Raw genomic sequence first — 23515 nt, 5'->3', positions numbered from 1 at the left:
CTGAGCGGGAGAGTTCACCGCGCAGTCGCGTGCCCCCGAGTGCGCGACGGCGCGGTGCACCAGCCCTTCCGCCATACCCCGGGTACGCCCCGAATCCATCTTGAGGAGAGCTCCATGGTCACCGCGTCCACCACGTCCGCCGCCGATGTCCAGCAGGTGCTGAGGACCTGCGCGGCGCTCTTACGCGTCGGTCAGCAGGCGCCCCCGCAGCAGGAGTCCGAGCAGACCATCAAGGACCTGCACTGCGCCTACGAGCTGATGGTCCGCGAGCTGACGGAGGGCCGTCGCCTGTTCCCGGAGACCGCGAACGCCATCGCCGAGGGCAAGGGCCAGATCGAGATCTCCTACCTCGTGCCCCGCTCACGCGAAGCGTGGCACTTCCGGGCGATGGGCTGGGCACGAGTTCTGCGGCCGATCGCCGTGCAGTACCTCGACCAGATCAACGACGCCAACCCCTGGGCAGTGGCCGCTGTGATCGGCCGAAGCCCGCAGTGAACGCCCGCCGTCGCGCGGGCGCGATCTACCTGCTCGTCCTCGCCATCGTGATCCTGCTGCTCGTCTACGGGATCGTCACCGGCCAGACACCGTGGCATCCCCCGAAGCGCCCGCTGCCCGCCGTCGCACGCTGAGTTCTCCCCTCTGCCCCCTCCCCTGCGCGCTCTGCGCACGCGAGGGAGGAAGGACTCCCGTTGGCATCGCGTCCACGGGGGTCGGCGGTACGGCCCCGAATTCGACCTCGAGGCCCCGGCCGCCGGGTGGTGCGCCGGCCCGGACCCTGCCGACGCACCACCCACCTGAAGCCGTCCACACCCGCAGCGCCGCGGCCGTATTGCGACAGAGCTTCCCCACCCGGTCCACCCGGTCCACCCGGCACTCCCGGCACTCCCGGCACTCCCGGCACTCCCGCTGCCCGGGGTGGGCGCCCCTCCCCAAACCCCAGAAGGACCCATGGTGAAGAGCTACGCCCGTCATGCCCGTGAGAGCGACGAAGCTGACTCCCGACGTCTCCGCAGGATCCTCGCGATCTTTGCCTTAACCTGCGGGGTCGCCCCGCTCGCGGCGACGATCAACGCCTCCCAGGCCGCTGGGCTCCTGCCGTCCAGACCTGCCTGGACCGCGCTGTCCCAGTCCGAGCCGCGGACCGACAGCGGGCTGGCGGACCAGGAGGCGACCGGGTGAACCCTCACGAGTCCGGCCTCACCCAGTCGCTCGGTGCTTCTCTGTCGGCGCTGTTCACCCCGCAGGCCCTCGCGGTGTGGGCGGCCAGCAGGCAAGTCCTGGAACACGGAGGCATTTACGCGTCGTGCGGTCCCCTGCCACCCGGCGTACGCAGTCGAACCCAGCTTCTGCGCCTGCTCGAAGAGCGGCGGCTCTGGGACCTTTCGCCTGGCCGCTTGGCGCGGCTCGCCGCGTGCGAGAAGGCTGCCGAGCGCCGCACGATCTACGCCGCGACGCGTCTGCCGGCGCCGCTTCTCCCGCCGGGACTCCCCGTGGGCGTCAGCGGTCTGCCCGCCGAAGAGCAGGCGGCGGAGATGGCGCGGCGCGTTGGTCTGGACCCGTCCCAGCCGATTCGGGTGGTGCTCGGGTACGACGTCGTCGACATCGGTCCCCACTGGTTGCTCGCGTACGAGCAGATCACGCACCTGTGCGCCCTGGCCGAACACCCCAACGTGTCACTGCACTTGATTCCGCCCGGACCTGAGGGGCACGTGCCCACGACCCACCTCACCGAGCTGGTCCTGGGACAGTCCCGCCTGTTCTTCGACTACAAGGACGTCCACGTGATGTACACCGCCGGTCAGGACGCCGGATTCGCCCGGCATCTGATGCAACGGGCACTGGGCGCTGCCCTGCCCGAGGAGGAGAGCCTGCGCCGGCTGAAGAAGCTCGCGGACGAGTGCCCGCGTCCCTGACCCCGGTTGCCGGATCGGGCAGCCCGGTCGGCGGCGAGGACGCGTACGCCGACGGCCGCGGCAAGCGGTCACCGAGCCGAGCGGCTCGGTGGCCGGCCCGCGGGTTGCGGTGTGCTCGGTGATCTCGCGGGCGGCACCCGCAGGGTGTCAGCGGCGTCGTCTGCGGAGCGTGGCGGGGGTGCAGGCCGGGCAGTGCTTGCGCAGCGGGGACCTGCGGTGCGGGGTGCGGGCGTGGGTGCAGTACTGCAGTGCCGCGGGGGTGTGCCAGGTGCCGGTCGGGTTCGGGCAGCCGCCGTGGCATTCGAAGGTGCCGTCCTGGTGGACGAACAAGGGGCCCTCGCACCGCTGTCGCCCCCGCGCCCCGGCCGCTTCGAGCCGGCGGTAGCCGGCTATCAGCGAGACGACCGCAGCACGGATCTGCGGGGGCTGCAGCGCGAAGCTGCCGTAGCGGACTGATTCCCCGATGCTGCTGGACTGCGGCCGGGATCCTCTGGGGTCGCCGTTCGTGGACATGCGGTTCTCGATGGTGATGATCCCCACCTCCTCAGGGCGCGGGAGTGAATCTCCGTATGTTCTGGCGTACCGCTGTCTGCCGGCCGCGATCCGGGGCAGCTCTCCGTCCGGGAACCGGAACTCCGCGTCAAGGGGCCTTGCCCCGGGAAGCCGGAGAGCGTGCTGGTGGCCGCTGTCGTGACGGTCGTGGAGGCCGGGAGTGCTGCCACCGGCGAGGTGGCCTCCATGTCAGGTCTCTTCGCTGGTGTCGTGAGTGAGGGCGGTTGGTGTCGTGCGAGCCTGCCGGATGGCCTGGACGAGGACGTGGAGCAGGACCGCCGGGGCTACCAGGCGGCGGGGGTGGTCGAGCATGTGCTGGACGCGGGCGAAGCGCCGGTAGAGGGCAGGATCGGCGGGGAGGCAGGCCAGGAGGGTGCTGAAGTACCAGCGGATGATCCGGGCCAGGGGTGGTGGTCGGCCGGGTTGCCAGCCGAGGTCGTTGCTGGTGACGCTCGCCCAGGGGATGAGGAGCATTTTGTTGACGCGGCGGTGGAAGCGTCGCCCGAGGCCATTGAGGTCGCAGCGTGTGCGCAGGAGGTCGCGGAGCAGGACGGCTTCCAACGCCGCGATGGTCATGCCTTGGCCGTACATGGGGTTGAAGGTGCAGGTGGAGTCTCCTACGGCCAGCAGCCGTTCGGGCCAGTGGCCTCTGCGTCCGTAGCGGTGCCATCGGTTGCCCAGCTTGGTGTACCGGTAGGTGGCCGATGCGGGGTCGGCCTCGGTGAGGATCTTGCTCAGGTCGGGGTTGGCCAGCATGGCGGCGTACGTGGTGATCTCGGCGTCCTCGGTCGGCGGGCGTCGTCCCGCTGCTCCCAGGAGCGTGGTGAGCCATTGCCGGTCCTCGACCGCGACGACGGTGGCTCCGGACCTGATGGTGGGGGCGAAGGTCGTCTGGGCGGAGACTCTCCAGTCCGCGGTGCTGCCCGGCGGTATCCGGTAGAGCCGCGAGGCATAGGTGAGGTTTCCGTCGACGGTACGGGTCTTGGGAAGGGGGTATCCGAGTTCGGTCAGCCACTGGGGCAGCCGGGTGGAGCGGCCGCTGGCGTCGATGACGAGGTCGGCCCGGAGTCGTTCCAGGCTGTCGCTCGCGGTCTGGCCGTTCCGGATCTGTGTCAGGACGCCGGTGATCTGCCGCCCGCCGGTGAGTCCGGTCACGTGACGGCGGTCCAGAAGCCGGACGTTGGGGATCGCCATGACCCGGCTGCGGATCGTGCGTTCCAGGAGGACCCGGGTGAAGGACTGCACCTGGATGCCGAGTTCGGTGCGCGGCGCCCATCCACTGGGCAGGAGCATCCGGAAACCGCTGCCGAAGTCGAAGACGGGTGCACCCCGGGCGTGCAGCTCGGCCGTGAGGCCGGGGAAGAGGTCCTCGAGGATCTGTGAGCCCTTGGCGAGCATCACGTGGGGGTGGCGGGCCTGGGGGATGCCGGACCGGTAGGTCGTCTCTTCGGTGATCTCGTCGCGTTCGATCAGCGTGACTCGGTTGAAGTGGTCGGCCAGGACGCGGGCGGCGAGCAGCCCGGCGTATCCGGCACCGATGATCACGGCTTCGTTCCGGCCGCGGTCGTTGTCGCTCATTGCTGCCTCTGGTTGCGATAGCGGTCCGATTGCCGTCCCCAGGCGTCGTAGCTGTGGATCCAGTTCCACATGGCCTCGACCGACGCCCGCGCGGCAGAGCCGGGCCTGCCGGCGAGCCGGTCGGCTTGGGGGCGCACCGCGGCGAACTCCGCCAGGAGGGTGTCGACCATGCGCCCCACATGGGCCCGTGCCGCTGTCCGGTCGACGCCCTCGACGGCCTGGGTGAGCAGGACCATGTTCTGTCGCCCTCCGGCTGCGGCTTCCTGCGCGGCCGAGTGCAGGTCGTTGGTCAGGTTGAGCAGGTCCACGGTGATGCGGCGCAGTCGGCGCAGGGCCGTGCTGTGGTACTCCGGAGGAGGGATGCAGAAGTGCTGGAGTCGCTCGGCCAGGTCCAGGACGACCTCCGAACCTGAGGAGCCCCTTCGGAGCTCCAGGTACTCGTCGGGATCGGTGGCGAGGCCTTGTGATCCGTGGGGCATGGCGTAGGGCTGGCTGGAGAAGTAGCGCTCCCAGTGGAAGGCGGCCCTGGCGCGCCATGTCCGGGGCATCGGCTCCTGCGACCGCGACCAGAGGTCGTGGAAGGAGCGGGTGTAGGCGCAGTGGTCGACGGTGGAGGGGGCTTCGGCGGCGAACAGGACGTGGCAGAGCCGCCGGGTGTGGTCGATGACGTCTTTGGTTTCGGTGGCGGGGTCGTCCACGAGGTCGTCGAAGGCGTAGAGCCAGCCGATCACGTCGTAGCCCAGCCGGAGGTCCTCTCCGGTCGCCTCGGGGTAGGTGTGCCAGGCCAGTTCGGCCAGGCGGTGCCTGCGGTGGCGCGCCAGATCGGCGCTGGCGCGGAGGAGGCCGTGGCCCTGCATCCACGCCAGGTGCTCTTGCATGGCCTGGTCGCGGGCGCGGACGGCGGCCGGGAGCGGGGGCACGATGGCGACCGCTTCGGTTCCGCTCACGCGAGGCCCTCCGCCGGCCCTCGGCGGGTCAGCTGGAGGGAGAGCCGGCGCGGACGGTAGAAGCCCGCGAGGGGAACCGGCCGGGTGTCGGCACCCGGTTGTGCGCGGACGTCCCATCGCCGGGCGATCGTGGCCAGGGCCATGGCGCACTCCCCCATGCCGAAGTCGTCTCCGATGCACTTGCGCGCGCCTGCCCCGAAGCCCGAGAAGGCTCCGCGGGGCAGGGGCGCGGCTCGTTCGGGCAGCCATCGGTCCGGGTCGAAGGAGCCGGCGTCACGGAAGATCTCCGGGTTGCGGTGGACCGGGAAGGGTGTGATGACGATGGTGGTGCCTGCGGGCAGGCGCTTGCCGGCGAGCTCGGTGTCGCTGGTGGTGACGCGGGAGAACATCCACCCCGGTGGATACAGGCGGATGGTCTCGGTCAGGACACGCCGTGTGAAGGGCAGGTCGGGGAGGTTGTCCCACGTCGCCACCGGGCCCGCCAGAGCCGCGTCGGCTTCGGCCTGCAGCCGTTCCTGCGCCTGCGGGTCACTGGCCAGCAGGTACAACGACCAGGTGAGCGTGGCGGCGACGGTTTCGCTTCCCGCCGCCAGGACGGTCACGACGTGGTCGTGGAGCTGTGCGTCGTCGACCGGCACGTCCTGGTCGGCATGGGCGGCCAGCAGGGCCGCCAGCAGGTTCCCGTCGTCGTCGGCCTCGCGCGAGTCGGCGATGACCTGCGGCACCGCCGCCCGCAGGTGCCGCAGTGCCCGCTGATGGCGCAGGTTGCCCGGCAGGGGCAGGCGCCGTGTGAAGCGCGGCAGGAACATCTGCTGGAAGAAGCCGCCGAAGACGGTGTCGAAGGAGCGCCTGATGCCCTCGACGGTGTCGGCGTCGACCTGTGAGGAGAACAGCGTCCGGGTCAGCGTACGCAGCGCCATCCCGTACAGGACGGGGTACGCGTCGATGCTCTGGGCTCGGCTCCAGGCCCCGGTGAGGCCGGCGATCTCCTGCTCCATAATCTGCGCGTAACGGATCAGCCGAGAGGCGTGGAAGGCGGGCTGGAGGAGGCGGCGCTGGCGCCGGTGGTCATCGTGCATGCACGTGGCCACCCCGTTTCCGGCCATCTCCCGTACCCGGTCGTAGTACTTCCCGCCCTTGTCGAAGAGCCGGTCGTCGACCATCACCTGCCACAGCAGCTCCGGATGGCACGGCACATGGGCGCGGGTCGTGCCGAGGCGGATCTCGACCAGATCCCCGAAGGCGGGCAGCGACGCCAGGAAGGCGGCGGGGTCGCGCATCAACGGCAGGACGTGCCCGATGACCGGTCGGCCTCCGGGTGCTGTTCCGGAGGTGAAGGGCGCGCTTTCACCCGAATTCGACGTCGAGGTCTTGGCGGCGCCTGGGACAGAGCTGTTCACGACGGCTCCTTGGTCGCAGAAGGCTGCAGGTGTCAGAGCGAGGGAGGGGAGTTCGCCGGGCCGGTGCGGCGTTGACGGGCGCTGTGCCATCTGTCGCTGCTGGTCGGGACTGCGCTCAGCTGTTGTCGGTCCAGTCGGCGATCCTGTCCAGGTCGTGCAGGAAGGTGCTCCAGGCCGTGCGGGAGAGGTCGACGAGTGTGTCCCAGTCCTGAGTGATGAGCGCCGACATGCCGGTGTCGTGGGCCTCCAGGCGCGCGGCACTTCCGGTGAATCGGGGCACCGTGCCGTCGAGGGCCGTGAGGGCGGCGGTTCCCAGGGCGCGTGAGACCTCGGTTTCCACGCAGATGCAGGCGGGTTCCCCCAGGTCATTGAGGGATTGCGGGTGGCGGATGTAAGCGGGCAGGGGCTTGTCGGCGGCAGGGTGGAGAGGCGGCGCGGAGGGCCAGCGGAGCCTGTCGGCGAGGGCGACCCCGCTGACAGCCCAGCGGGGGTTGGCGACGTGTACGAATGCGGTGCAGAGCAGCAGTTTTGCGGCGCAGGATCCGCTTCGGGCGGCGAGGGCGACGGTGTCGCGGAGCCAGTCTGCGATCTGGTGCCCGGTGTACCCGGCGAACAGGGCCCACAGAACGCTGTTGACCGTGTTCCTGGTGGCGACGTCGCGGGGGAGGTCGTAGAGGTCATGGATCACTCCCCAGGCCACCAGGCAGCGTGTGTCCTCGTCGCTGCGGCGGTCGCTGAACGCCGCACCGCATCCGGTCATCAGTACGCACGACTCCCGGGCGCCGACGTCGGCGAGGCGACTGAGCCACACGTCCTCCAAGGCCGGCAGCGGGCCCGAAAGAGGGGTCGCCCGGGCGGCACCCAAGTACTCCATGGCGAGGACCTTCATGGCAGAGAGGTTGTCGGTCCGACCGGTGGAACAGGCTGAGGCCAGCGAAGGCAGCACGTCGAAGATCTCCGCCAGGTTCCCGGTGGGCGCGTCCACGCCGCTGGCCATGTCGGCCCAGTACGCGATCGAGGTCGCCACCGCCGCCGAGAACTGCACGTCCCAGTCGGTGTTCAGCGCCCAGAAGAACCCCAGACTCGAGCCCAGGCCGACGTCGACGAACGGGGCGCGATGCCCCGCCCGCCCGCCGGAGGGGTAGTGGGAATCAGGTATGTGGTCCGCGAGTTCCGCGCTGATCTTCTGCCACTGCCCGTGGTAGGTCGTGAAGTCCTCGCGTTGCACCGCACTCCACAGCAGCCGGCCCTCCCACTCCTCGACGACCGCCGTCTCCGGCAGTCCGAGCCGCTCGGTGAAGGACCGGAACCACGCCTCGTCCCGCAGACCGGACAGGTCGTGTGTCACGGCGTCGAAGACGCCGTTGCGCACGGTGATCCGTGCGGGCAGCCCTTCCACGAGAAGGGAGCGGCACACCGGGGTCTCGGGTGTCCCCGAGGGCTCGCTCAACGTGCGCCTGGAGACCTTCGCCTCGTGGTGCTCACGCATCTTGGCCGCGAACGGCCGCGGGTCGTGCTCGAAGGCGGTCCGGCACCGCTCGCAGGCGCACCCCGTCTCGAGACCCTCGCAGAGGGCCGTCTGTGCGGGGGGCCGGAAGTCGAGCAGGCCCCAGCCACGGGGGTTCAGCTCCCCCTCGACGCGATCACCGTGCCCTGTGATCCAGGAGATCGGCATGATTCATCCCTTCGAGCACTCCTGCAACCGTGTGCGGCCGGCGCTGGATCGGGTGGGACAGCGGCTGGCGCCTCTCCCGGATGTCGATCGTCCGGCCCAGCGCCTCGTCGAGGGGGATCGCCTCGTGGTGGGCGATGCTGTTGATCAAGCTCTGCCGGGACTTCATCGCCTGGTTCTCCAGCGGGCAGGAGATGACGTCGTTGTCGACGCAGACAATCAGTGCCGCCATCTCGCCCAGCGCTCGCATCGCGGGGCCGTCGAGGAAGTCCCCGGGGATCTCGTCGTCATACATCGACTCGATCGCCATGATGAGTGTCAGTGCAGCGGAGGAGTTGAGCCGGTGGGTCAGGTACTGCTCGACGATGGGGACGTGCGACTTCTCCGTGTCGGAGATCTGCTGGATGGCACCGAACGGCCAGCGCAGTTGGTGTCGATCAAGACCTGGCGGACACGCGGAACCGGGGCGATGCCGGCTTCGTCGATCCACTCGATACAGGCCGCCTCGGTCTTCACCGCGAGCGGGTACCGGACGGGCTCGATCGGACAGAAGAAACCGGGCAGTTCGCAGCGGGAGATGAACGCGGCGGGCAGTTCGGCAATCACGGTGCGGATTGAGGCCAGGGTGATGGTCTCGGTGCTCATCGGGAGTCTTCTGCTGAAGGGACCCCGCGGAGTGAACCGTGAGTGGTTTGGGGGGTGCTCTTGTTCGTGTCGGTGGGGCGGCGGTGGGGGGTGAGGGTCAGTCGGGGCGGGACAAGGGTGAGGCTGATCCCCGGTCGGGGCTCGCGCCTTGTGGTGCGGTGCAGTCGCCAGCGGGCAGCGATTGTGGAGAGGGCGACGGTGGCGTGGGTGAGGCCGAAGGTGTCCCCGATGCACTGGCGGGCCCCTCCACCGAACGCGCTGAACGGACTGCGCGGCAGTTGGAGCGTGGAGCCGTGCTCGGGCCAGCGGTCGGGGCGGAAGGCGTCCGGGTCAGGGTAGAGGTCCGGCCGGTGTTGAATGGTGAAGGGGGCGAAGATCACGGTGGTACCCCGAGGAACGCGATGCCCGCCGAGTTCAGTGTCCTGGGTGGCGAGCCGAGTGATCATCGGCGCCGGCGGATACAACCGCAGCGTTTCGAGGATGACCTTGCGGGCCATCGGCAAGCGGGCCGGGTCGTGCTTCCCCCCGGCCTGGAGCCGTGCCTCTTCCTCGATCGCCTCGGCGTACAGCCGGGCGTCGATGTCCGAGTGCCGGGTGAGAAGGTGCAGGGCCCAGCTAAGGGTGCCGGCCGTCGTTTCGGTCCCGGCCATCAGGAAGGTGACGACCTGATCCTTGAGCTCGATGTCACTCAGGGACTGATTGTCACCTTCAGTGTCGCGGGTGGCGACCAAGACGGACATCAAGTCTTCGTTGTCGGCAGTCTGGTGCCGGTATTGGGCGATGAGGCCGATGACCACTTCGTGTACGCGTTCCCGTGCTCGCTGGTACTTGCGGTTGCCCGGAGTCGGCAGATCGTTGACGAGGCCAGGCATGATGGACCGTTTCACCATCCCGGACACGACCGTGTCGAGGTCGTCTACCAGGCTGTCGATGCCGTCGTCCGGCAGCGTGGACGAGAAGAGGGCGGAGAGTGTCGTTCGGGCGGTCGTCTTCTTCATCTCGGTGAAGATGCGTACCGGAACGTCTTCATGCCAGGTATCCGTCAAGCGTGTCGCCTGCTGGTACATGGTCGGCATGTAGGTGGGGATGCGGTCGCGCTGGAAAGACGGTTGGATCAAACGTCGTTGCCGTCGGTGGTCGGCGTGGGGGCAGGCGGAGACCCCGTTGCCCGTGATCTCCCTGATCCGGTCGTACATGACGCCGCCTTTGTCGAAGGTGCGGTCGTCTCGCAACATGCGGGTGCTGAGTTCGGCGGTCGTGACGACGAGCGCCTTCTGCGGGCCGATCCGGATCCACACCAGGTCTCCGTGCTGCGGCAGAGAGCTGAGGAAACGGGACCTATCCAGAAGCAGAGGTAGGGCGTGCCCGAGTAGAGGCAGGGCGCTCGGGGCCTGCGTGATGTCAGTCATCTTTCTTCTCCGCGATCGTGAGGCGCTGCCGGCTGAGACACGGAATCTTGGCTCACCGGAAACGCCGAGGAGGGGTGGGCCCCACGGGCGTGACGGCGGTGGTCCCGAGCGGTCTGGAGAACTTGGCTCAGGGAGTGCGGATGACGTGGGCGGCGTTGGTGAGGCCCCAGCACGTCAGCGTTTCCGGGCCTCCGTACGAGATGCTGACGTCGGCTGCTGATATCCAGGCCCTGACGCCGTACACCTTCAGGTTGGCGCAGCCGCCCCCGTGGTGGCGGTCGGGTCGTTTCCCGTCCGGGTGCACATGTGCCTCCGTGGGGGCCGACGTGCACGGCTCAGGCGGTTCGCGAGTCGGTGCAGGTGTGCCCGGTCGCTTGGGTGGTGTTCCACGCGTGGTCGGCGTAGACGGCCCATTCACAGGCTTCTGCGCCGCACGCGATCTGGCAGCTGCTGGCGGCCGCCCAGGCGTCCTCGCTCGGGCACAGGCTCTGATACTGCTGGGGCGTGAGGTGCGGTGTTCCGGGGAGCAGCTGCCCGGTGAGGAGGTCGTGCAGCCGTTGCGGACTGTCGGCTTTCGCCGCCAGGGCGTGGACCGCGTGAATCCAGCTGCGGGCGCAGGCGCAACGTCCTTCACCGTCTGGGGCCGGCAGGTCGCGGTGCGGGGGCTGGACGTCGTGGTGCACGTAGGACTGGGCCCGCCGGTTCATCCTCTCGGCGGCCTGCTCGGCCAGCCGGGCGGAGAGCGACTCGGGAGTGGTGACGGGGCCCGTGTGTTCCTGCCGGTCCTGCCGGGCGAGGTGTTGCAGGCGGAACAGGCCGTCGATGAGCGGGTCGGCCGGGCTGGTGCCGAACAGGTCGCCGAGTGTGCGGTTCATGGTCGGAGTGATGGCGAAGCGTCGTCCAGCACGGCGTTCTTGGTACCGGTCCTGGACCTGGACGAAGAGGAATCCGGATCGGCCGAAGTGGACGGTGGCGTCGGGGGCGCCGGTGGCGACGAGGTCATCGATGAGGTCGAGGTACACGGAGTGGTAGCCCCCCTCGCGTTCCCTCTCGGTCTGGGCGTTCGCGGTGGGCATGTGGTCGTCGTGTGCGTAGACCCGCAGGGCCGATTTGCACAGGTCCATGGAGATCGCGTCGCAGATGCTGCTGTCCATGAGCCAGGTCTCCGTGACGGGGCCTGAGTCCATGGTGCGGCCCACGACGACGGAGGCGCCGTAGGTGTTCGCGGTGTGGGTGCGGTAGACGACGCTGTCCCATACGCCGCTCGCCTCGTTGAGCTGGTCGTGGACGCTGCGGTGGCCGTGGCCGTGGCCGAAGGCGGCCTTCTCGGCGTACTGCAGGGTGTACTGGCGGATCAGGGCCAGCAGGATGTTGGGTGCGTCGGAACCCCATCCGCTGCGGTCCATGTCGGCCATGAGGTCGCGCACGGAACGCCCGTACATGCGAAAGCGCTCGTTGACGAGGTCGAGGGCGGGGATGCAGATGTCGTCGCAGATGGTGGAGAACGCCACGTAGCGCACGCCGGAGGGGTCGTGGCCGTAGCGGTCTCCGCACCAGTTGGCCATCCACTGGATGGAGTCGCGGCAGGCGAAGGCGATGGTGTCGTTCGCGCTGGCGCCCTGCTTCTTCGTCCAGTCCGAGTAGTCGCAGTGCACCAGCCCCTCGGCACTGCGGACCGGGTCGGACTTGGCCAGTACGTCTTCGAGCAGCGGCCACAGGTTGACTTCGTGGGACTGTGACGTGCCGCCCTGGTAGCCGCTTCCGCCCATGAGGCCGAAGAGGTGCGCGGTGTCCTTGGAGTAGCGCGAGCGCACCGTACGGTGCGGGCGGGAAGTGAGGTCCCGGTCGTGGTAGTGCAGGAACCTGCACTCGAGGGTCATCTCGCAGCCGGGCCCGCACCACATGGTGTGTGCGGCACACAGCAGGTCCCAGCCCGTGCGGGCTCGGGCGAGTTCGTCGAAGGCCTCAGTCCCCGAGCCGCGGAAGTACAACGTGTCAGGGCAGATCGGTGCGGTGCATTGGATCTGGTCCACGAGGTTCACCACCTGTCATGAGAGGAGGGGCCCAGCGAAGCGTCTCCGCGCACCTGTCGCGAAGACAATGTCCGCTCGGCGAGCAATACGGACACGCGTCGAAAACTTGCGCGTTTGTGAATGTGGGGCAGGGCTAGGGAGTTGCGCGTACGCGGTCTGGCCGTGGCCTTGAGTCACCGGGTTCAGGGGGTCCGGAGCGGTGGCTCCTGACCCATCCGGCGAGGGCGGGCAGCGCAGCCCGTCACCCTCGCGTCAGCCTTGATGGCACTGCTCCGGATCCCGGCATGTCGATGTGGACCGCGTGGAGTGTGCGTTGGGTCGGGCCGGGTGTGTTCGGGCCTGTGACGGGCCGCCGGCTGGACATCGCGTTGTCGGTCGAGCCGGGGAAGGCAGCGAGCTACCTCAAGGTCTGTCTGGGGAAGTGGAATTGGTCCATGACCGGCTCCAAGTGAGTGTCGGGGCCTCACGTGTGGTCGTGGCGAGGGGTGCCGCGGTTCTGGGGCAGAGGGAGAAGACCCCTCCTCGTCCTGGGGAGTGTCGCGGGGGTGTCCCAGGCCGAGGGCCGGATCAAGCGCGGCGGGAAGGGATCACGCCCCGGTTCGCCATCCTCCTTGAGAGGGGGGTGTCCCTCGGTGGGGGTGAAGGCGCTGCCGGTATCGGCGGCGAGGATGGTACGGGTGTGGAGCACTGTGGTCCGATGCGTCGGGCCATCCGTCTTGTTCGAATGAACGACGTATCAGTCTGATTCAAGGACATGGTCGTGCCGGCAGGGAAGGGGCGTGGCCGCCAGGTACGTGAACATGGTAAAAGTTTGCGCGCTTGTGAATCGATCTACCGCGCGGCCGGTCGGCACGGACCAGATCCGGCCGTTTCTGACCTGATGAAGCGTGGCCGGGCAAGGCCAAAGCCCAGTTCGCCAGGAGCCGTGAAACCTCTCCGAAACCCGGTACGCGCGTCGTCGGCCACGGCGACGCCGCGCGGCGGGAACGTGCGGAATGCATGTGCCGATCGCGGGCACGCTAAGGGAGCACACATGCGAGTCCAGTTTCGCCGACGCTTGAAAAGTCGGCGCATCCAAGGGAAATGAGCAGCCCGGTTCGTGCCCGGCGGGGCATCGGGACGGATGCTGCCCAGCACTTGGGATGTGGCGGCTGCAAGCAAGCTGTGTCCTCGTGACGACAACAGGGAAGTGTCCACGAAGGAGACGACCATGCCCGCTTCCGCGCCGAACCGGCGTCTGGCGGCATTGCTGACCGAAGCAGAATGGACAGGAGACGCACTGGCCCGCGCGGTGCGAACCCTAGGCGCGGCCCAAGGGCTGGCGCTACGGTACGAGCGAACTGCGGTGGCCCACTGGCTCGCCGGCACCCTTCCTCGCCACCCGGTCCCCCAGCTGGTCGCAGCCGCACTCAGCCAGCGCCTGGGCCGCCTGGTCACCGCGCAGGACGCGGGCCTGACCCGGTCACCGCAGACACCGCTGCCGCCGTGCGACACGCAGTCTGTGGAGGCCGATCCTGTGCGCCGTCTGCTGAACCTGTGTACCACCGAAACCGACCCCGAGCGCCGGGCCTTCCTGGCCAAGACCGCGTACACCGTCGGCTCCCTGGCCCTGACCGGGTCCTTCGCGAGCGCATTCGCCGACCCGGTGCGCGCAGCCGCGCCCACCGCCGCCCGCCAGGCGCCGATGACGGCCGCGGCCCGCGTGGCGCAGTGCGACGCCCTGGTCCTGCGGCAGATGACCCAGACGTTCGCCACCCTCGCCGAACGCCACGGCGGCGCCCACATCCGCGCGATGCTCGCCACCTATCTCAGCGACCAGGTCAGCCACCTGCTGCACGCCCCGGCCACCGGCCCGCTGCACGCCGACCTGCTGGCCGGCGCGGCCCAGCTCACCCACCTGCTCGCCACGATGAACGACGACTCCGGCCACCCCGGCCTGGCCCAGCGCTACTTCCGCACCGCCCTGGACCTCTCCGAGCAGGCTCAGGCCCCCCACCTGTACGCGATCACCCTGCGCGCCATGAGCGTCCAGGCCCTCAGGCTCGGCCATCCGCTGCACGCCCATCACCTCGCCGAAGCCGCCGTCGACACGCTGACCTCGCACGGCGGCCCGGCCACCGCGTCGTTCCTGCTCATCCAGCGCGCCCACACCCACGCCGTCAACGGCGACCACCGCCACGCCGCCGCCGACCTGGCCCGGGCCGAAGACCACCACGCCCGGGCCGACAGCAGCGACGACCCGTTCGGCTACTACCCCCGGGCCGCCCTGGACTACCAGCGCTCGCAGACCCTGCACGCCCTCGGCGACACCCAACAGGCGCTGGTCGCGCTGCAGTCCTCCGCCGACCGCCGCGTGCCCGAGCAGCGCAAGTCCACTGCCCTCACCGAGGCCCGGCTGGCCGAACTCCGCCTCCAGGTCGGTCACGTCGAGGCCGCGGCCCTGCACGGCCAGCGCTTCCTGGAGCACTACCCTCACCTGCACTCCACCCACGCCGACACGGCCCTGGACACACTCGCCCAGCATCTGGCCCGCTACCCCCGCCAGCCCCAGGCCACCACCCTCAGCAAGCGCCTCCGCGCCATCAGCCACACCCGGCACCCCGCACACCGCGTGCCCGCTCCCGTCTGACGCACCCACGCACGAAGCACGGTTCCGTTTCCCGGTCGAGGTCGGCCACCGAACGCCTCGCCCCCCTCAGGGCTTGAGGCGACGAAACGTGCTTCTGAACGGGCCAGTTGCTCTGTCCTCCGCGTGCCCCGGTATGCCCCCATCCCGCAGCACGGCTCATGGGGTGGCGCGCAACGCTTGTCGTTTCACAAGCGCACAAGATTTCAACCGCTTGCCCTCCCCGGTGGTCGGGACGGCTGGCGCCGCCCTGCCGTCGGCGCGTTTCATGAACATACGTTCCAGCACTGCGCGAAGCGCCATCGCGGCGCCGGACGACAACCGCACCCTTGAGTTCTTCGCCCCGGGCACCGCGTGAACACCCCTGCAGTGCCTGCGCGTGCAGTGTCTTCGCGGACGGGCGAGAACACCGGATCGGCATCGATCCCCCTATCTGAACGCGTCGTGTGACGCAGCATCCGGCGGCCGCATCGCACAGGCAGCGCTGCCTACTGGCGACAGCAGGCCGACCACCCCCTGGACCTTGGGAGGGTCATATGCACACCACCGCACAAGCAGCGATGCCCGGCGTGCCCCAGCCGGGCACGCGGATCGCGGGGTTGGGCGCGTACCGGCCCCAGGCCGTGATCTCCAACGAGGACGCCGCGGCACAGGCGGGCGTGAGCCCCGACTGGATCGCCCAGCGCGTCGGCGTACAGGAACGCCGGCACGCCACCGGCAGCGAGACGGTGGTCTCCATGGCCACCGCGGCAGGCAAGGAAGCCCTCGCCGACGCCGGGTGCGACCCCGACGACGTCGACGTCGTGGTGCTGGCGACCTGCTCCATGCCCTCGCCGATGCCCAACGGCGCCGCCCAGGTCGCCGCCGCCCTGGGCTGCCACGCCACGGCCGGTTTCGACGTCAACGCGGCCTGCTCCGGCTTCAGTCACGCCCTCGCGGTCGCCGACGCGCTCGTCCGCGCGGGCACCGCCCGGCAGGTCCTGGTCGTCGCCTCCGAGCGCATGAGCGACTGGGTCGCGCCCGAGGACCGCAACACCGGCCCGATCTTCGCCGACGGCGCCGCCGCCGCGCTCGTACGCCCCTGCCCCCTGCCGCAGATCTTCCCGGTGGCCTGGGGCAGCGACGGCGCCCAGGCGGACCTGATCGCGATCGACCCGGGGACACGGCAGATGGAGATGGCGGGCCGCAAGGTGTTCCGCTGGACCACCAGTGCCCTGGGACCCGTCATCCAGAGCGCCTGCGACCAGGCGGGCCTCGACCCCGCGCAGTTGAAGGCGTTCGTGCCGCACCAGGCCAACCTGCGCATCATCGACTTCCTCGCCCGCGGCATCGAAGCCGACGACCTCACCGTCGCCGAGGACGTCGTCCACTCCGGGAACACCTGCGCCGCCTCCGTCCCCCTCGCGCTGCACGAACTGCGCCAGCGCGACGCGATCACCACGGGCGACCCGGTGCTGCTCTTCGGCTTCGGCGCCGGCCTGACCTACGCCGCCCAGGTGGTGCTCAGCCCTTGATCCCCGTGCCGCCCCTCTGATCTCCATACCGCCCGACACGCCACCGTGAGGAACCCCATGAGCACCCAGACCCAGACGCTCGCCCTGGTCCAGCACCTCATCTCGCTCATCACCGAACGGCCCGCCGAGGAGATCCTGCCCGGCCAGCGGCTGTACGAGGACCTGCAGATGGACTCGCTGCAGATCACCGAACTCGCCCAGAAGATCGAGACCGAGACCGGCAAGAGCATCGACGAGGACCTGCTCGCCGCCGAGGGCGCCACCGTCGCCCTGTGCGTGGACGTCACCGACGCGGCCAGCTGACGCCGCACAGGGGGCAAGCCGCGTCCGGCACTCGCCACCCAGCGTCGTACGCGGCCACGCGCCCGTACCAACAGCCTCTCGGCCTTTCCGACTCTCCGCCCGACATGCTCTGACAGAAGGGAGCGCGGCTCGTGGACACGCCCGCCGGTGCCCTTGGTGTGGGCAGCATGCACACCAGTTCCGAGCTCACCCGTGACATCTACCAAGAGGTTCGTCCCGCGGCCGCGTTCCAGCCGCTGCGCGGCGCGCGGACGGACTCCGGCCGCGCTCCCGTGCCCCGGCACCTGGCCGAGCGGGGGCGCCCCGCGTCGGCTTCCGACGCCCTCGACGCCTCGCGCCCGCACCCGTTCCAGCCGGCCCCCGCACCGGCCTTCCCCTCCGAGGGGACTGCTTTCAGCGGCCGTGCGCACGGCAAGGTGATCCTCCTGGGCGAGCACGCCGTGGTCTACGGCGCCCCCGCCGTCGCCCTCGCCCTGCCGAGCGCCACCTGCCGGGCCGCGGCACGACCCGGCAGGCAGTCCGGCCACGGCCTGGTCTCCTTCCACCTGCACACGGCCGACAGGCCGGGATCCCCCACCGAGATCGAGGCTCCCGAGGCCTTGCACACCCTGGTGGAAGCCGCCTTGGAGCGTGCCGGCGCCGGGCAGGTACGGGGCGTGGAGCTGCTGGTGGACAGCGGCATTCCGCCCGGTCGTGGGCTGGGGTCCAGCGCCGCGTGCGCCCGGGCCGTGACCGGCGCCCTCGATCAGCTGCTGGACCTGCGCCTGGCGGCTGCGGAGGTGTTCGAGCTGGTGCAGCGGGCCGAGAACGTCTCGCACGGCCGGGCCAGCGGGATCGACGCGCACGCCACCGGAAACCCGGGACTGACCGTGCTGCACGAAGGCCGCACCCACGCCCCGCCGGTGGGCCGCCAGGGGTGGGTGGTCGTCGCCGACAGCGGCACCTCCAGCAGCACCCGCCAGGCGGTGGAAATGTTGCGCACGGCGTTCCTCCTCAACCCCGCCCGCCGTCGCGACTTCCTCACCCGCTCCACCTCCCTGACCTCCGACGGGCTCGACGCCCTGGCCACCGGCCAGCTCAAGCGGCTGGGCCGGCGCCTGACCGAGACCCACACCCTGCTGATGGAACTGGGCCTGGTCACCGGTCCCGTGCACATGCTGGTCGACGCGGCCCTGGCGGCCGGGGCGCTGGGCGCGAAGATGACCGGCGGCGGCCTGGGCGGCTGCGCCCTCGCCCTGGCCGGGTCCCCCGCACAGGCCGAGCGGCTCGCCACGCGCCTGGAAGGGCACGGCGCCACCCGGACCTGGATCGCCCCCCTCCTTGAGGAAGGCAGCCCCCGATGAGTACCGCCACGGCCGTCGCCCACCCCAACATCGCCCTGGTGAAGTACTGGGGCAAGCGGGACGAGGACCTGGTCCTGCCCTGCGCGGACAGCCTGTCGATGACGCTGGACGTGTACCCCACCACCACGACGGTCCGGCTGCTGCCCGACGCGGTCGAGGACGACGTGCTGATCGACGGGAACCCGGCCCGGGGGGAACAGCGCCACCGCGTCACCGGCTTCCTCGACCTCGTACGCAAGCACGCCCCGCGTCCGGTCGCCGTGTCGGTGACGACGCGGAACACGGTGCCGCTCGGCGCGGGCCTGGCTTCCTCGGCCGCCGGGTTCGCCGCCCTCGCCTGCGCCGCCGCCTCGGTCTTCCGGCTCGGCCTGGACGAGCGGGGGCTCACGCGCCTCGCACGGCGCGGGTCGGGCTCCGCCGCCCGCTCGGTCCACGGCGGTTTCGTCCACTGGTACGCGGGCGCGCCGGACGCCGTGGACCAGGACGCGGCCTCCTACGCCGAGCCGGTTGACAGCGTGCGGGTGGCCATGGCGCTCGTCGTGGTGCTGGTCGACGGCGGGCCCAAGGCCGTCTCCAGCCGCGAGGCCATGCGCCGCACCCAGGCCACCTCGCCCGCCTATCCGCACTGGCTGGCCACCACGCGCAGCCACATCGGCGTACTGCGGCGCGCCCTGGTCGACGGGGACCTGGAGACCGTGGGACGTGTCGCGGAGGCCAATGCGATGGGGATGCACCACACGATGGAGACCGCGTCCCCGCCCGTGGTGTACAGAACTGCCTCCTCCCATCGGGTACTTGAGGAGGTACGTACGCTGCGCGGGAGCGGCGAGCCGGTGTGGGCCACGATGGACGCCGGCCCGAACGTCAAGGTGATCTGCCCCGCGCCCGACGCCACCCGCATCGCCGGGCTGTTGCGCGACGCGACCGGCTGCCCCACCCTCGTCGCACGCACCGGCCCCGGCGTCAGCCTGCGCACCGGGGAGGCGGAGAAGTGAAGCGTCCAGTCACCGTACGCGCGCCGGGCAAGCTGATGATCGCCGGGGAGTACGCGGTCCTCACCCCCGGGCAGCCGGCCGTCGTCGCCGCCGTCGACCGCTACATCAGCGTCACCGCCACCCACTGCGTCGGCGCCGCCCACGACGTCGAGCTCGTCTCCGACCTCCTCCCCCAGCCCGTGGCACTGCTGCGCGACACCACCGGGCTGCACGCCGTCGACGAGGGCGACAACGCCCATCTCAAAGGACCCCTGGAGCTGCTGCTCACCGTGGTACGCACCGTCGACGACCTGCTCGCGGAACTGGGCAGGCCGCCGGTGCGGGCACGGCTGGAGATACGCAGCGCACTGCACGAGCACGGCGTCAAGATCGGCCTGGGATCGAGCGGCGCGGTCACCGCCGCCGCCGTACAAGCGCTGACCGACTACGCCGGCCTCCCCCTCACCGCCGAGACCCGCTTCCGCCTGGCGCTGCTCGCCGGCATCACGCTCGACCCCGCACCGTCCGGGGCCGACGTGGCGGCCAGCATCTGGCAGGGCTGGATCACCTACAGTCCGCCCGACCGCGCCGCCCTGCTCGGCCACCTGAGCCATCACGGCATCCTCGACACCCTGCACGCCCCCTGGTCCGGCCTGTCGATACGGGCCCTGCCACCGCCCGTGTCCCTCACCCTGCAAGCGGGCTGGACCAGCAGGCCGGCCTCGACCTCCGACAAAGTCGGGCTGCTGCGCGCCCACCCGTGGTGGGCCTCCACCGGCCACTACGCCTTCCGGCACCGCAGCGCGCGCGTGGTGGCCGACATCGGCCGCGCGCTGGAGAAGGACGAACCCGCCCTGCTCCTGGGTGCCGTCACCCGTGCGCACGCCTTGATCGCCCGCCTCGACGAGGAGACCGGCCTGGGCGTCTTCACCCCGGAGCTGGCCACGCTGTGCCGTACCGCCTACGACGCGGGGGGCGTGGCCAAGCCGTCCGGGGCCGGCGGCGGGGACTGCGGCATCGCCTTCGTACCGTCCACGTCCAGCGTGAAGGAACTGCACCGGCACTGGACACAGGTGGGCATCACCCCCCTGTCGCTCACCACCGCGACGGTGCCCGACGGACAGGTACCCGTCGACGCCGGCCCGCGCCTGCGGGGACCGCTGAGCCGGGTCCTGGGCGCCCCGATCGTGAGGACGCTGCTGTGACCGCCTCCCGCAAGGACGACCACGTCCGCCTCGCCCTCGCCCAGCACGAGCAGGGCCCCGCCCCCTCCTCCGGTCCGGCAGCACCCCGCCCGAGCCAGTTCGACGACGTACACCTGGTCCATCACGCCCTGGCGGGCACGGACCGCGAGAAGGTCGAACTCACCACCGCCTTCGCAGGCATGACCTGGCCGGTGCCGCTCTACATCAACGCCATGACCGGTGGCAGCCCCATGACCGGGGCCATCAACGGCGACCTGGCCATCGCCGCGCGCGAGACGGGCCTGCCGATCGCCACCGGATCCATGAGCCCCTACCTCAAGGACCCCGGCACAGCCGACACCTTCGCCGTCGTACGCCGCCACCACCCGGACGGGTTCGTCATGGCCAACGTCAACGCCCTGGCCACCCCCGAACAAGCCCGCCGCGCCGTGGGGCTGCTCGAAGCCGACGCCCTGCAGATCCACCTCAACACCGTGCAGGAGACCGTCATGCCCGAAGGCGACCGCTCCTTCGGCTGCTGGCCCGCCGCGATCGAGGCGATCACCGCCGCCGTCCCGGTCCCGGTGATCGTCAAGGAGGTCGGCTTCGGCCTCAGCGGCCGCACGGTCGCGCGCCTGGCCGACCTGGGTGTGGCGGTCGCGGACGTGGCCGGCAGCGGCGGCACCAACTTCGCCACCATCGAGAACGGCCGCCGCGCACACGCCGACTACGCCTTCCTCGCCTCCTGGGGCCTGAGCACGCCCGCCGCGCTGCTGGACGCCCGCGACCGGGGCCTGCCGCTGCTGGCCTCCGGAGGCGTACGCCACCCCCTGGACGTGATCCGCGGCCTCGCCCTGGGCGCGCACGCGGCCGGCGTCTCCGGCCTGTTCCTCACCACCCTGCAACGCGACGGGCTGAAGGCCCTGATCAGCCAGATCCGCCAGTGGCTGGAACAGATCGCCGCACTCATGACCCTGCTCGGCGCGCACACCCCGGCCGAAGTCGCCACCTGCGACGTCGTACTGACCGGCGAGCTGCGCGACTTCGCGCTCCAACGCCGCCCCTCAGCGAGCGGCACGACCAAGGACTCGTGATGCCCCCCTCTTCCGCGACCCGATCCACCCTGACCACGCAGCCGTCTCCCCCCGCACCTTCCGCGACACCGATCCCCTTGCGCTGGGTCGGGCCCGTCCGCGTCAGCGGGAACGCCGCCACCGGCGAGGTCGAAGTCCCGCTGGCGACGTACGAGACACCCCTGTGGCCCTCGGTAGGGCGCGGCGCCCGCGTCTCGCGCGCGGTGCCCGACGGCATCACCGCCACGCTCGTCGACGAGCGCATGACCCGGTCCGTCCTGGTGGAGAGCGAGGGCGCGGCCCAGTGCCTGGACGCGGTCCGCACCATCGACGCCAAGATCGAGGAGCTGCGCGCGCTGACCCGTACGACCAGCCGGTACGCCGAACTCCTCGCCGTACGGCACGAGATCTGCGGGCCTCTGCTGTTCCTGCGCTTCGAGTTCGCCACCGGTGACGCCTCGGGCCACAACATGGCCACCCTGGCCGCCGACACCCTCCTGGGCCACCTGCTCGCCACCGTGCCCGGCATCCGCTACGGCTCGATCTCCGCGAACTACTGCACCGACAAGAAGGCCACCGCCGTCAACGGCATCCTCGGCCGCGGCAAGAACGTCACCGCCGAGATCCTCGTCCCCCGCGCCGTCGTCAGCCGCCAGCTGCGCACCACCGCGGCCCAGGTCGCCCACCTCAACACCCACAAGAACCTGCTCGGCACGCTCCTGGCCGGCGGCATCCGCTCGGCCAACGCGCACTACGCGAACATGCTGCTCGCGTTCTACCTGGCCACCGGCCAGGACGCCGCCAACATCGTCGAAGGCTCCCAGGGCGTCACCTACGCCGCCGACCGCGACGGCGACCTGTACTTCTCCTGCACCCTGCCCAACCTCATCGTCGGCACCACCGGCAACGGCAAGGACCTGCCCGGCGTGGACGACGCCCTGCAGCGCCTGGGGTGCCGTGAGGACCGCCCCACCGGCGACAACGCCCGCCGCCTGGCGGCCCTGGCCGCCGCCACGGTCCTGTGCGGGGAGCTGTCCCTGCTGGCCGCGCAGACCAACCCCGGTGAGCTGATGAAGGCCCACACCAGCATCGAGCGCGCCCAGGGAGCCCGCCATGACCGCTGAACTCCCCGTCGGAATCCACGACCTCGCCTTCCGCACCACCAGCCTGGCCCTCACCCACAGCGAACTCGCCGCCCACACCGGCGCCAACCTGGCCAAGTACCACCAGGGCATCGGCCAGCGGGCCATGAGCATCCCCGCCGCCGACGAGGACGTCGTCACCCTGGCCGCCGACGCCGGCGCCGCCGTCCTCGACCGCCACGGCACCACGCGCCTTCGCACCCTGCTGTTCGCCACCGAGTCCGGCATCGACCAGTCCAAGGCCGCGGGCGTGTACGTCCACTCCCTGCTCGACCTGCCCTGCGACGTCCGCGTGGTGGAGCTCAAGCAGGCCTGCTACGGAGCCACCGCCGCGCTGCAGTTCGCCAACGCGCTCGTACGGCAGGACCCCGAGGAGCAGGTCCTGGTCATCGCCAGCGACGTCGCCCGCTACGACCTCGACAGCCCCGGCGAAGCCACCCAAGGGGCGGCCGCGGCCGCCATGCTCGTCAGCGCCGAGCCCGCCCTGGCCGCCATCGACCGGCCCAGCGGGCTGCACACCCACGACGTGATGGACTTCTGGCGGCCCAACTACCGCACCACCGCGCTCGTCGACGGCAAGAAGTCCCTCGCCGCCTACCTCGACGCACTCGAAGCCGCCTACCACGACTACGAAAAGCGCGGCGGCACCCACCTGTCGGACCTGCACACCGTCTGCTACCACCAGCCGTTCACCCGCATGGCCCACAAGGCCCACCACCGGCTGCTGCGCGCCACCGGACTCCCCACCGACACCGGACGCATCGACGCGGATCTGGCACCGACCACGGCGTACAACGAGGTGATCGGCAACAGCTACACCGCGTCGGTGTACCTCGCGCTGGCCTCCCTGCTCGACAGCACCCCCGGCCTCGACGGCCACTCCGTGGGCCTGTTCAGCTACGGGTCGGGCAGCGTGGCGGAGTTCCTCACCGCCCGCATCACCCCCGGCTACCACGCCCACCTGCGCACCGCGGAACACGAACAGGCCATCGCCCAGCGCCGCGAGATCGGCTACGACGAGTACCGGCAGCTGCACGCCCGCACCACGCCCACCGACGGCGCGACCTGGGAAGCACCCCACACCTCCCCCGGCCCCTACCGCCTCACCGGGATCCAGGAACACCAGCGCATCTACGCCCACGCCGCCCGCACCCAGCAGTGAGCGGCCGCCTCCGCATCACCGGCAGACCGCCCGCGCGTTCCCGCG

At 70.6% G+C, this 23515-nt stretch carries 22 protein-coding genes; 13 read left to right on the top strand and 9 right to left on the bottom strand.

What is annotated here, in order from left to right:
- Positions 1-114: 114 nt before the first annotated feature.
- The 4 genes from ABT160_RS32980 to ABT160_RS32965 all read left to right on the top strand — a co-directional run bounded on the left by ABT160_RS32980 (position 115) and on the right by ABT160_RS32965 (position 1913).
- Positions 115-495, top strand: a complete 381-nt coding sequence (locus ABT160_RS32980) for a hypothetical protein (protein WP_351651614.1) — start codon at positions 115-117, stop codon at positions 493-495.
- The gene (locus ABT160_RS32975; RefSeq protein WP_351651613.1) at positions 492-629 is read left to right on the top strand and encodes a hypothetical protein; all 138 of its coding nucleotides are present in this window, start codon (positions 492-494) and stop codon (positions 627-629) included. Before ABT160_RS32980 ends, ABT160_RS32975 begins: the two co-directional genes overlap by 4 nt.
- Positions 630-948: 319 nt before the next feature.
- The gene (locus tag ABT160_RS32970; protein ID WP_351651612.1) at positions 949-1179 is read left to right on the top strand and encodes a hypothetical protein; all 231 of its coding nucleotides are present in this window, start codon (positions 949-951) and stop codon (positions 1177-1179) included.
- On the top strand, positions 1176-1913 hold the full coding sequence (locus tag ABT160_RS32965) for a Scr1 family TA system antitoxin-like transcriptional regulator (protein ID WP_351651611.1): 738 nt from the start codon (positions 1176-1178) through the stop codon (positions 1911-1913). Before ABT160_RS32970 ends, ABT160_RS32965 begins: the two co-directional genes overlap by 4 nt.
- Before the next feature lie 147 nt (positions 1914-2060).
- On the opposite strand, the gene ABT160_RS32960 is transcribed toward ABT160_RS32965, so the two are convergent.
- The 9 genes from ABT160_RS32960 to ABT160_RS32920 all read right to left on the bottom strand — a co-directional run bounded on the left by ABT160_RS32960 (position 2061) and on the right by ABT160_RS32920 (position 12149).
- Positions 2061-2453: a ParB N-terminal domain-containing protein gene (locus tag ABT160_RS32960; RefSeq protein WP_351651610.1), complete on the bottom strand. Its 393-nt coding sequence runs from the start codon at positions 2451-2453 to the stop codon at positions 2061-2063.
- A 201-nt stretch (positions 2454-2654) separates the two neighbouring features.
- Positions 2655-4043, bottom strand: coding sequence for an FAD-dependent oxidoreductase (locus ABT160_RS32955; RefSeq protein ID WP_351651609.1), 1389 nt, complete (start codon positions 4041-4043; stop codon positions 2655-2657).
- Positions 4040-4990, bottom strand: a complete 951-nt coding sequence (locus tag ABT160_RS32950; RefSeq protein WP_351651608.1) for a terpene synthase family protein — start codon at positions 4988-4990, stop codon at positions 4040-4042. The genes ABT160_RS32955 and ABT160_RS32950 overlap by 4 nt, the downstream gene beginning before the upstream one ends.
- Positions 4987-6390 (bottom strand): cytochrome P450, encoded by a 1404-nt coding sequence (locus tag ABT160_RS32945; protein WP_351651607.1) that lies wholly within the window; start codon positions 6388-6390, stop codon positions 4987-4989. The genes ABT160_RS32950 and ABT160_RS32945 overlap by 4 nt, the downstream gene beginning before the upstream one ends.
- Positions 6391-6505: 115 nt before the next feature.
- Positions 6506-8065: a hypothetical protein gene (locus tag ABT160_RS32940; RefSeq protein WP_351651606.1), complete on the bottom strand. Its 1560-nt coding sequence runs from the start codon at positions 8063-8065 to the stop codon at positions 6506-6508.
- Complete coding sequence (locus tag ABT160_RS32935; protein WP_351651629.1) at positions 8034-8414, bottom strand: terpene synthase family protein; 381 nt, start codon at positions 8412-8414, stop codon at positions 8034-8036. Before ABT160_RS32935 ends, ABT160_RS32940 begins: the two co-directional genes overlap by 32 nt.
- A complete protein-coding gene (locus tag ABT160_RS32930) occupies positions 8411-8707 on the bottom strand; it encodes a hypothetical protein (protein WP_351651632.1) in 297 nt (98 codons plus the stop codon). Before ABT160_RS32930 ends, ABT160_RS32935 begins: the two co-directional genes overlap by 4 nt.
- Positions 8704-10116, bottom strand: coding sequence for a cytochrome P450 (locus ABT160_RS32925; RefSeq protein ID WP_351651605.1), 1413 nt, complete (start codon positions 10114-10116; stop codon positions 8704-8706). The genes ABT160_RS32930 and ABT160_RS32925 overlap by 4 nt, the downstream gene beginning before the upstream one ends.
- A gap of 335 nt (positions 10117-10451) precedes the next feature.
- Positions 10452-12149, bottom strand: coding sequence for a hypothetical protein (locus ABT160_RS32920; RefSeq protein ID WP_351651604.1), 1698 nt, complete (start codon positions 12147-12149; stop codon positions 10452-10454).
- Between the two features lie 1123 nt (positions 12150-13272).
- Between ABT160_RS32920 and ABT160_RS32915 the strand changes: the two genes are divergently transcribed.
- From ABT160_RS32915 to ABT160_RS32875, 9 genes are all read left to right on the top strand, one after another.
- The gene (locus ABT160_RS32915) at positions 13273-14778 is read left to right on the top strand and encodes an NsdA family TPR-like regulatory protein (RefSeq protein WP_502984344.1); all 1506 of its coding nucleotides are present in this window, start codon (positions 13273-13275) and stop codon (positions 14776-14778) included.
- Between the two features lie 533 nt (positions 14779-15311).
- Entirely contained in the window at positions 15312-16289 is a 978-nt protein-coding gene (locus tag ABT160_RS32910; protein ID WP_351651602.1) for a beta-ketoacyl-ACP synthase 3, read from the top strand.
- Between the two features lie 57 nt (positions 16290-16346).
- Positions 16347-16592, top strand: coding sequence for an acyl carrier protein (locus ABT160_RS32905; protein ID WP_351651601.1), 246 nt, complete (start codon positions 16347-16349; stop codon positions 16590-16592).
- A 167-nt stretch (positions 16593-16759) separates the two neighbouring features.
- Positions 16760-17935 (top strand): mevalonate kinase, encoded by a 1176-nt coding sequence (gene mvk, locus ABT160_RS32900; protein WP_351651600.1) that lies wholly within the window; start codon positions 16760-16762, stop codon positions 17933-17935.
- A complete protein-coding gene (gene mvaD, locus ABT160_RS32895) occupies positions 17932-18930 on the top strand; it encodes a diphosphomevalonate decarboxylase (protein WP_351651599.1) in 999 nt (332 codons plus the stop codon). Before mvk ends, mvaD begins: the two co-directional genes overlap by 4 nt.
- A complete protein-coding gene (locus tag ABT160_RS32890; protein WP_351651598.1) occupies positions 18927-20114 on the top strand; it encodes a phosphomevalonate kinase in 1188 nt (395 codons plus the stop codon). The genes mvaD and ABT160_RS32890 overlap by 4 nt, the downstream gene beginning before the upstream one ends.
- On the top strand, positions 20111-21187 hold the full coding sequence (fni, locus tag ABT160_RS32885; RefSeq protein ID WP_351651597.1) for a type 2 isopentenyl-diphosphate Delta-isomerase: 1077 nt from the start codon (positions 20111-20113) through the stop codon (positions 21185-21187). The genes ABT160_RS32890 and fni overlap by 4 nt, the downstream gene beginning before the upstream one ends.
- A gap of 29 nt (positions 21188-21216) precedes the next feature.
- On the top strand, positions 21217-22290 hold the full coding sequence (locus tag ABT160_RS32880; RefSeq protein WP_351651628.1) for a hydroxymethylglutaryl-coenzyme A reductase family protein: 1074 nt from the start codon (positions 21217-21219) through the stop codon (positions 22288-22290).
- The gene (locus tag ABT160_RS32875) at positions 22280-23470 is read left to right on the top strand and encodes a hydroxymethylglutaryl-CoA synthase (protein ID WP_351651596.1); all 1191 of its coding nucleotides are present in this window, start codon (positions 22280-22282) and stop codon (positions 23468-23470) included. Before ABT160_RS32880 ends, ABT160_RS32875 begins: the two co-directional genes overlap by 11 nt.
- Positions 23471-23515: the final 45 nt, after the last annotated feature.

It is taken from the genome of Streptomyces sp. NPDC001941, assembly GCF_040296945.1.
Taxonomy (GTDB): Bacteria; Actinomycetota; Actinomycetes; order Streptomycetales; family Streptomycetaceae; genus Streptomyces.
This window is presented reverse-complemented; position numbering and strand designations above follow the sequence as displayed.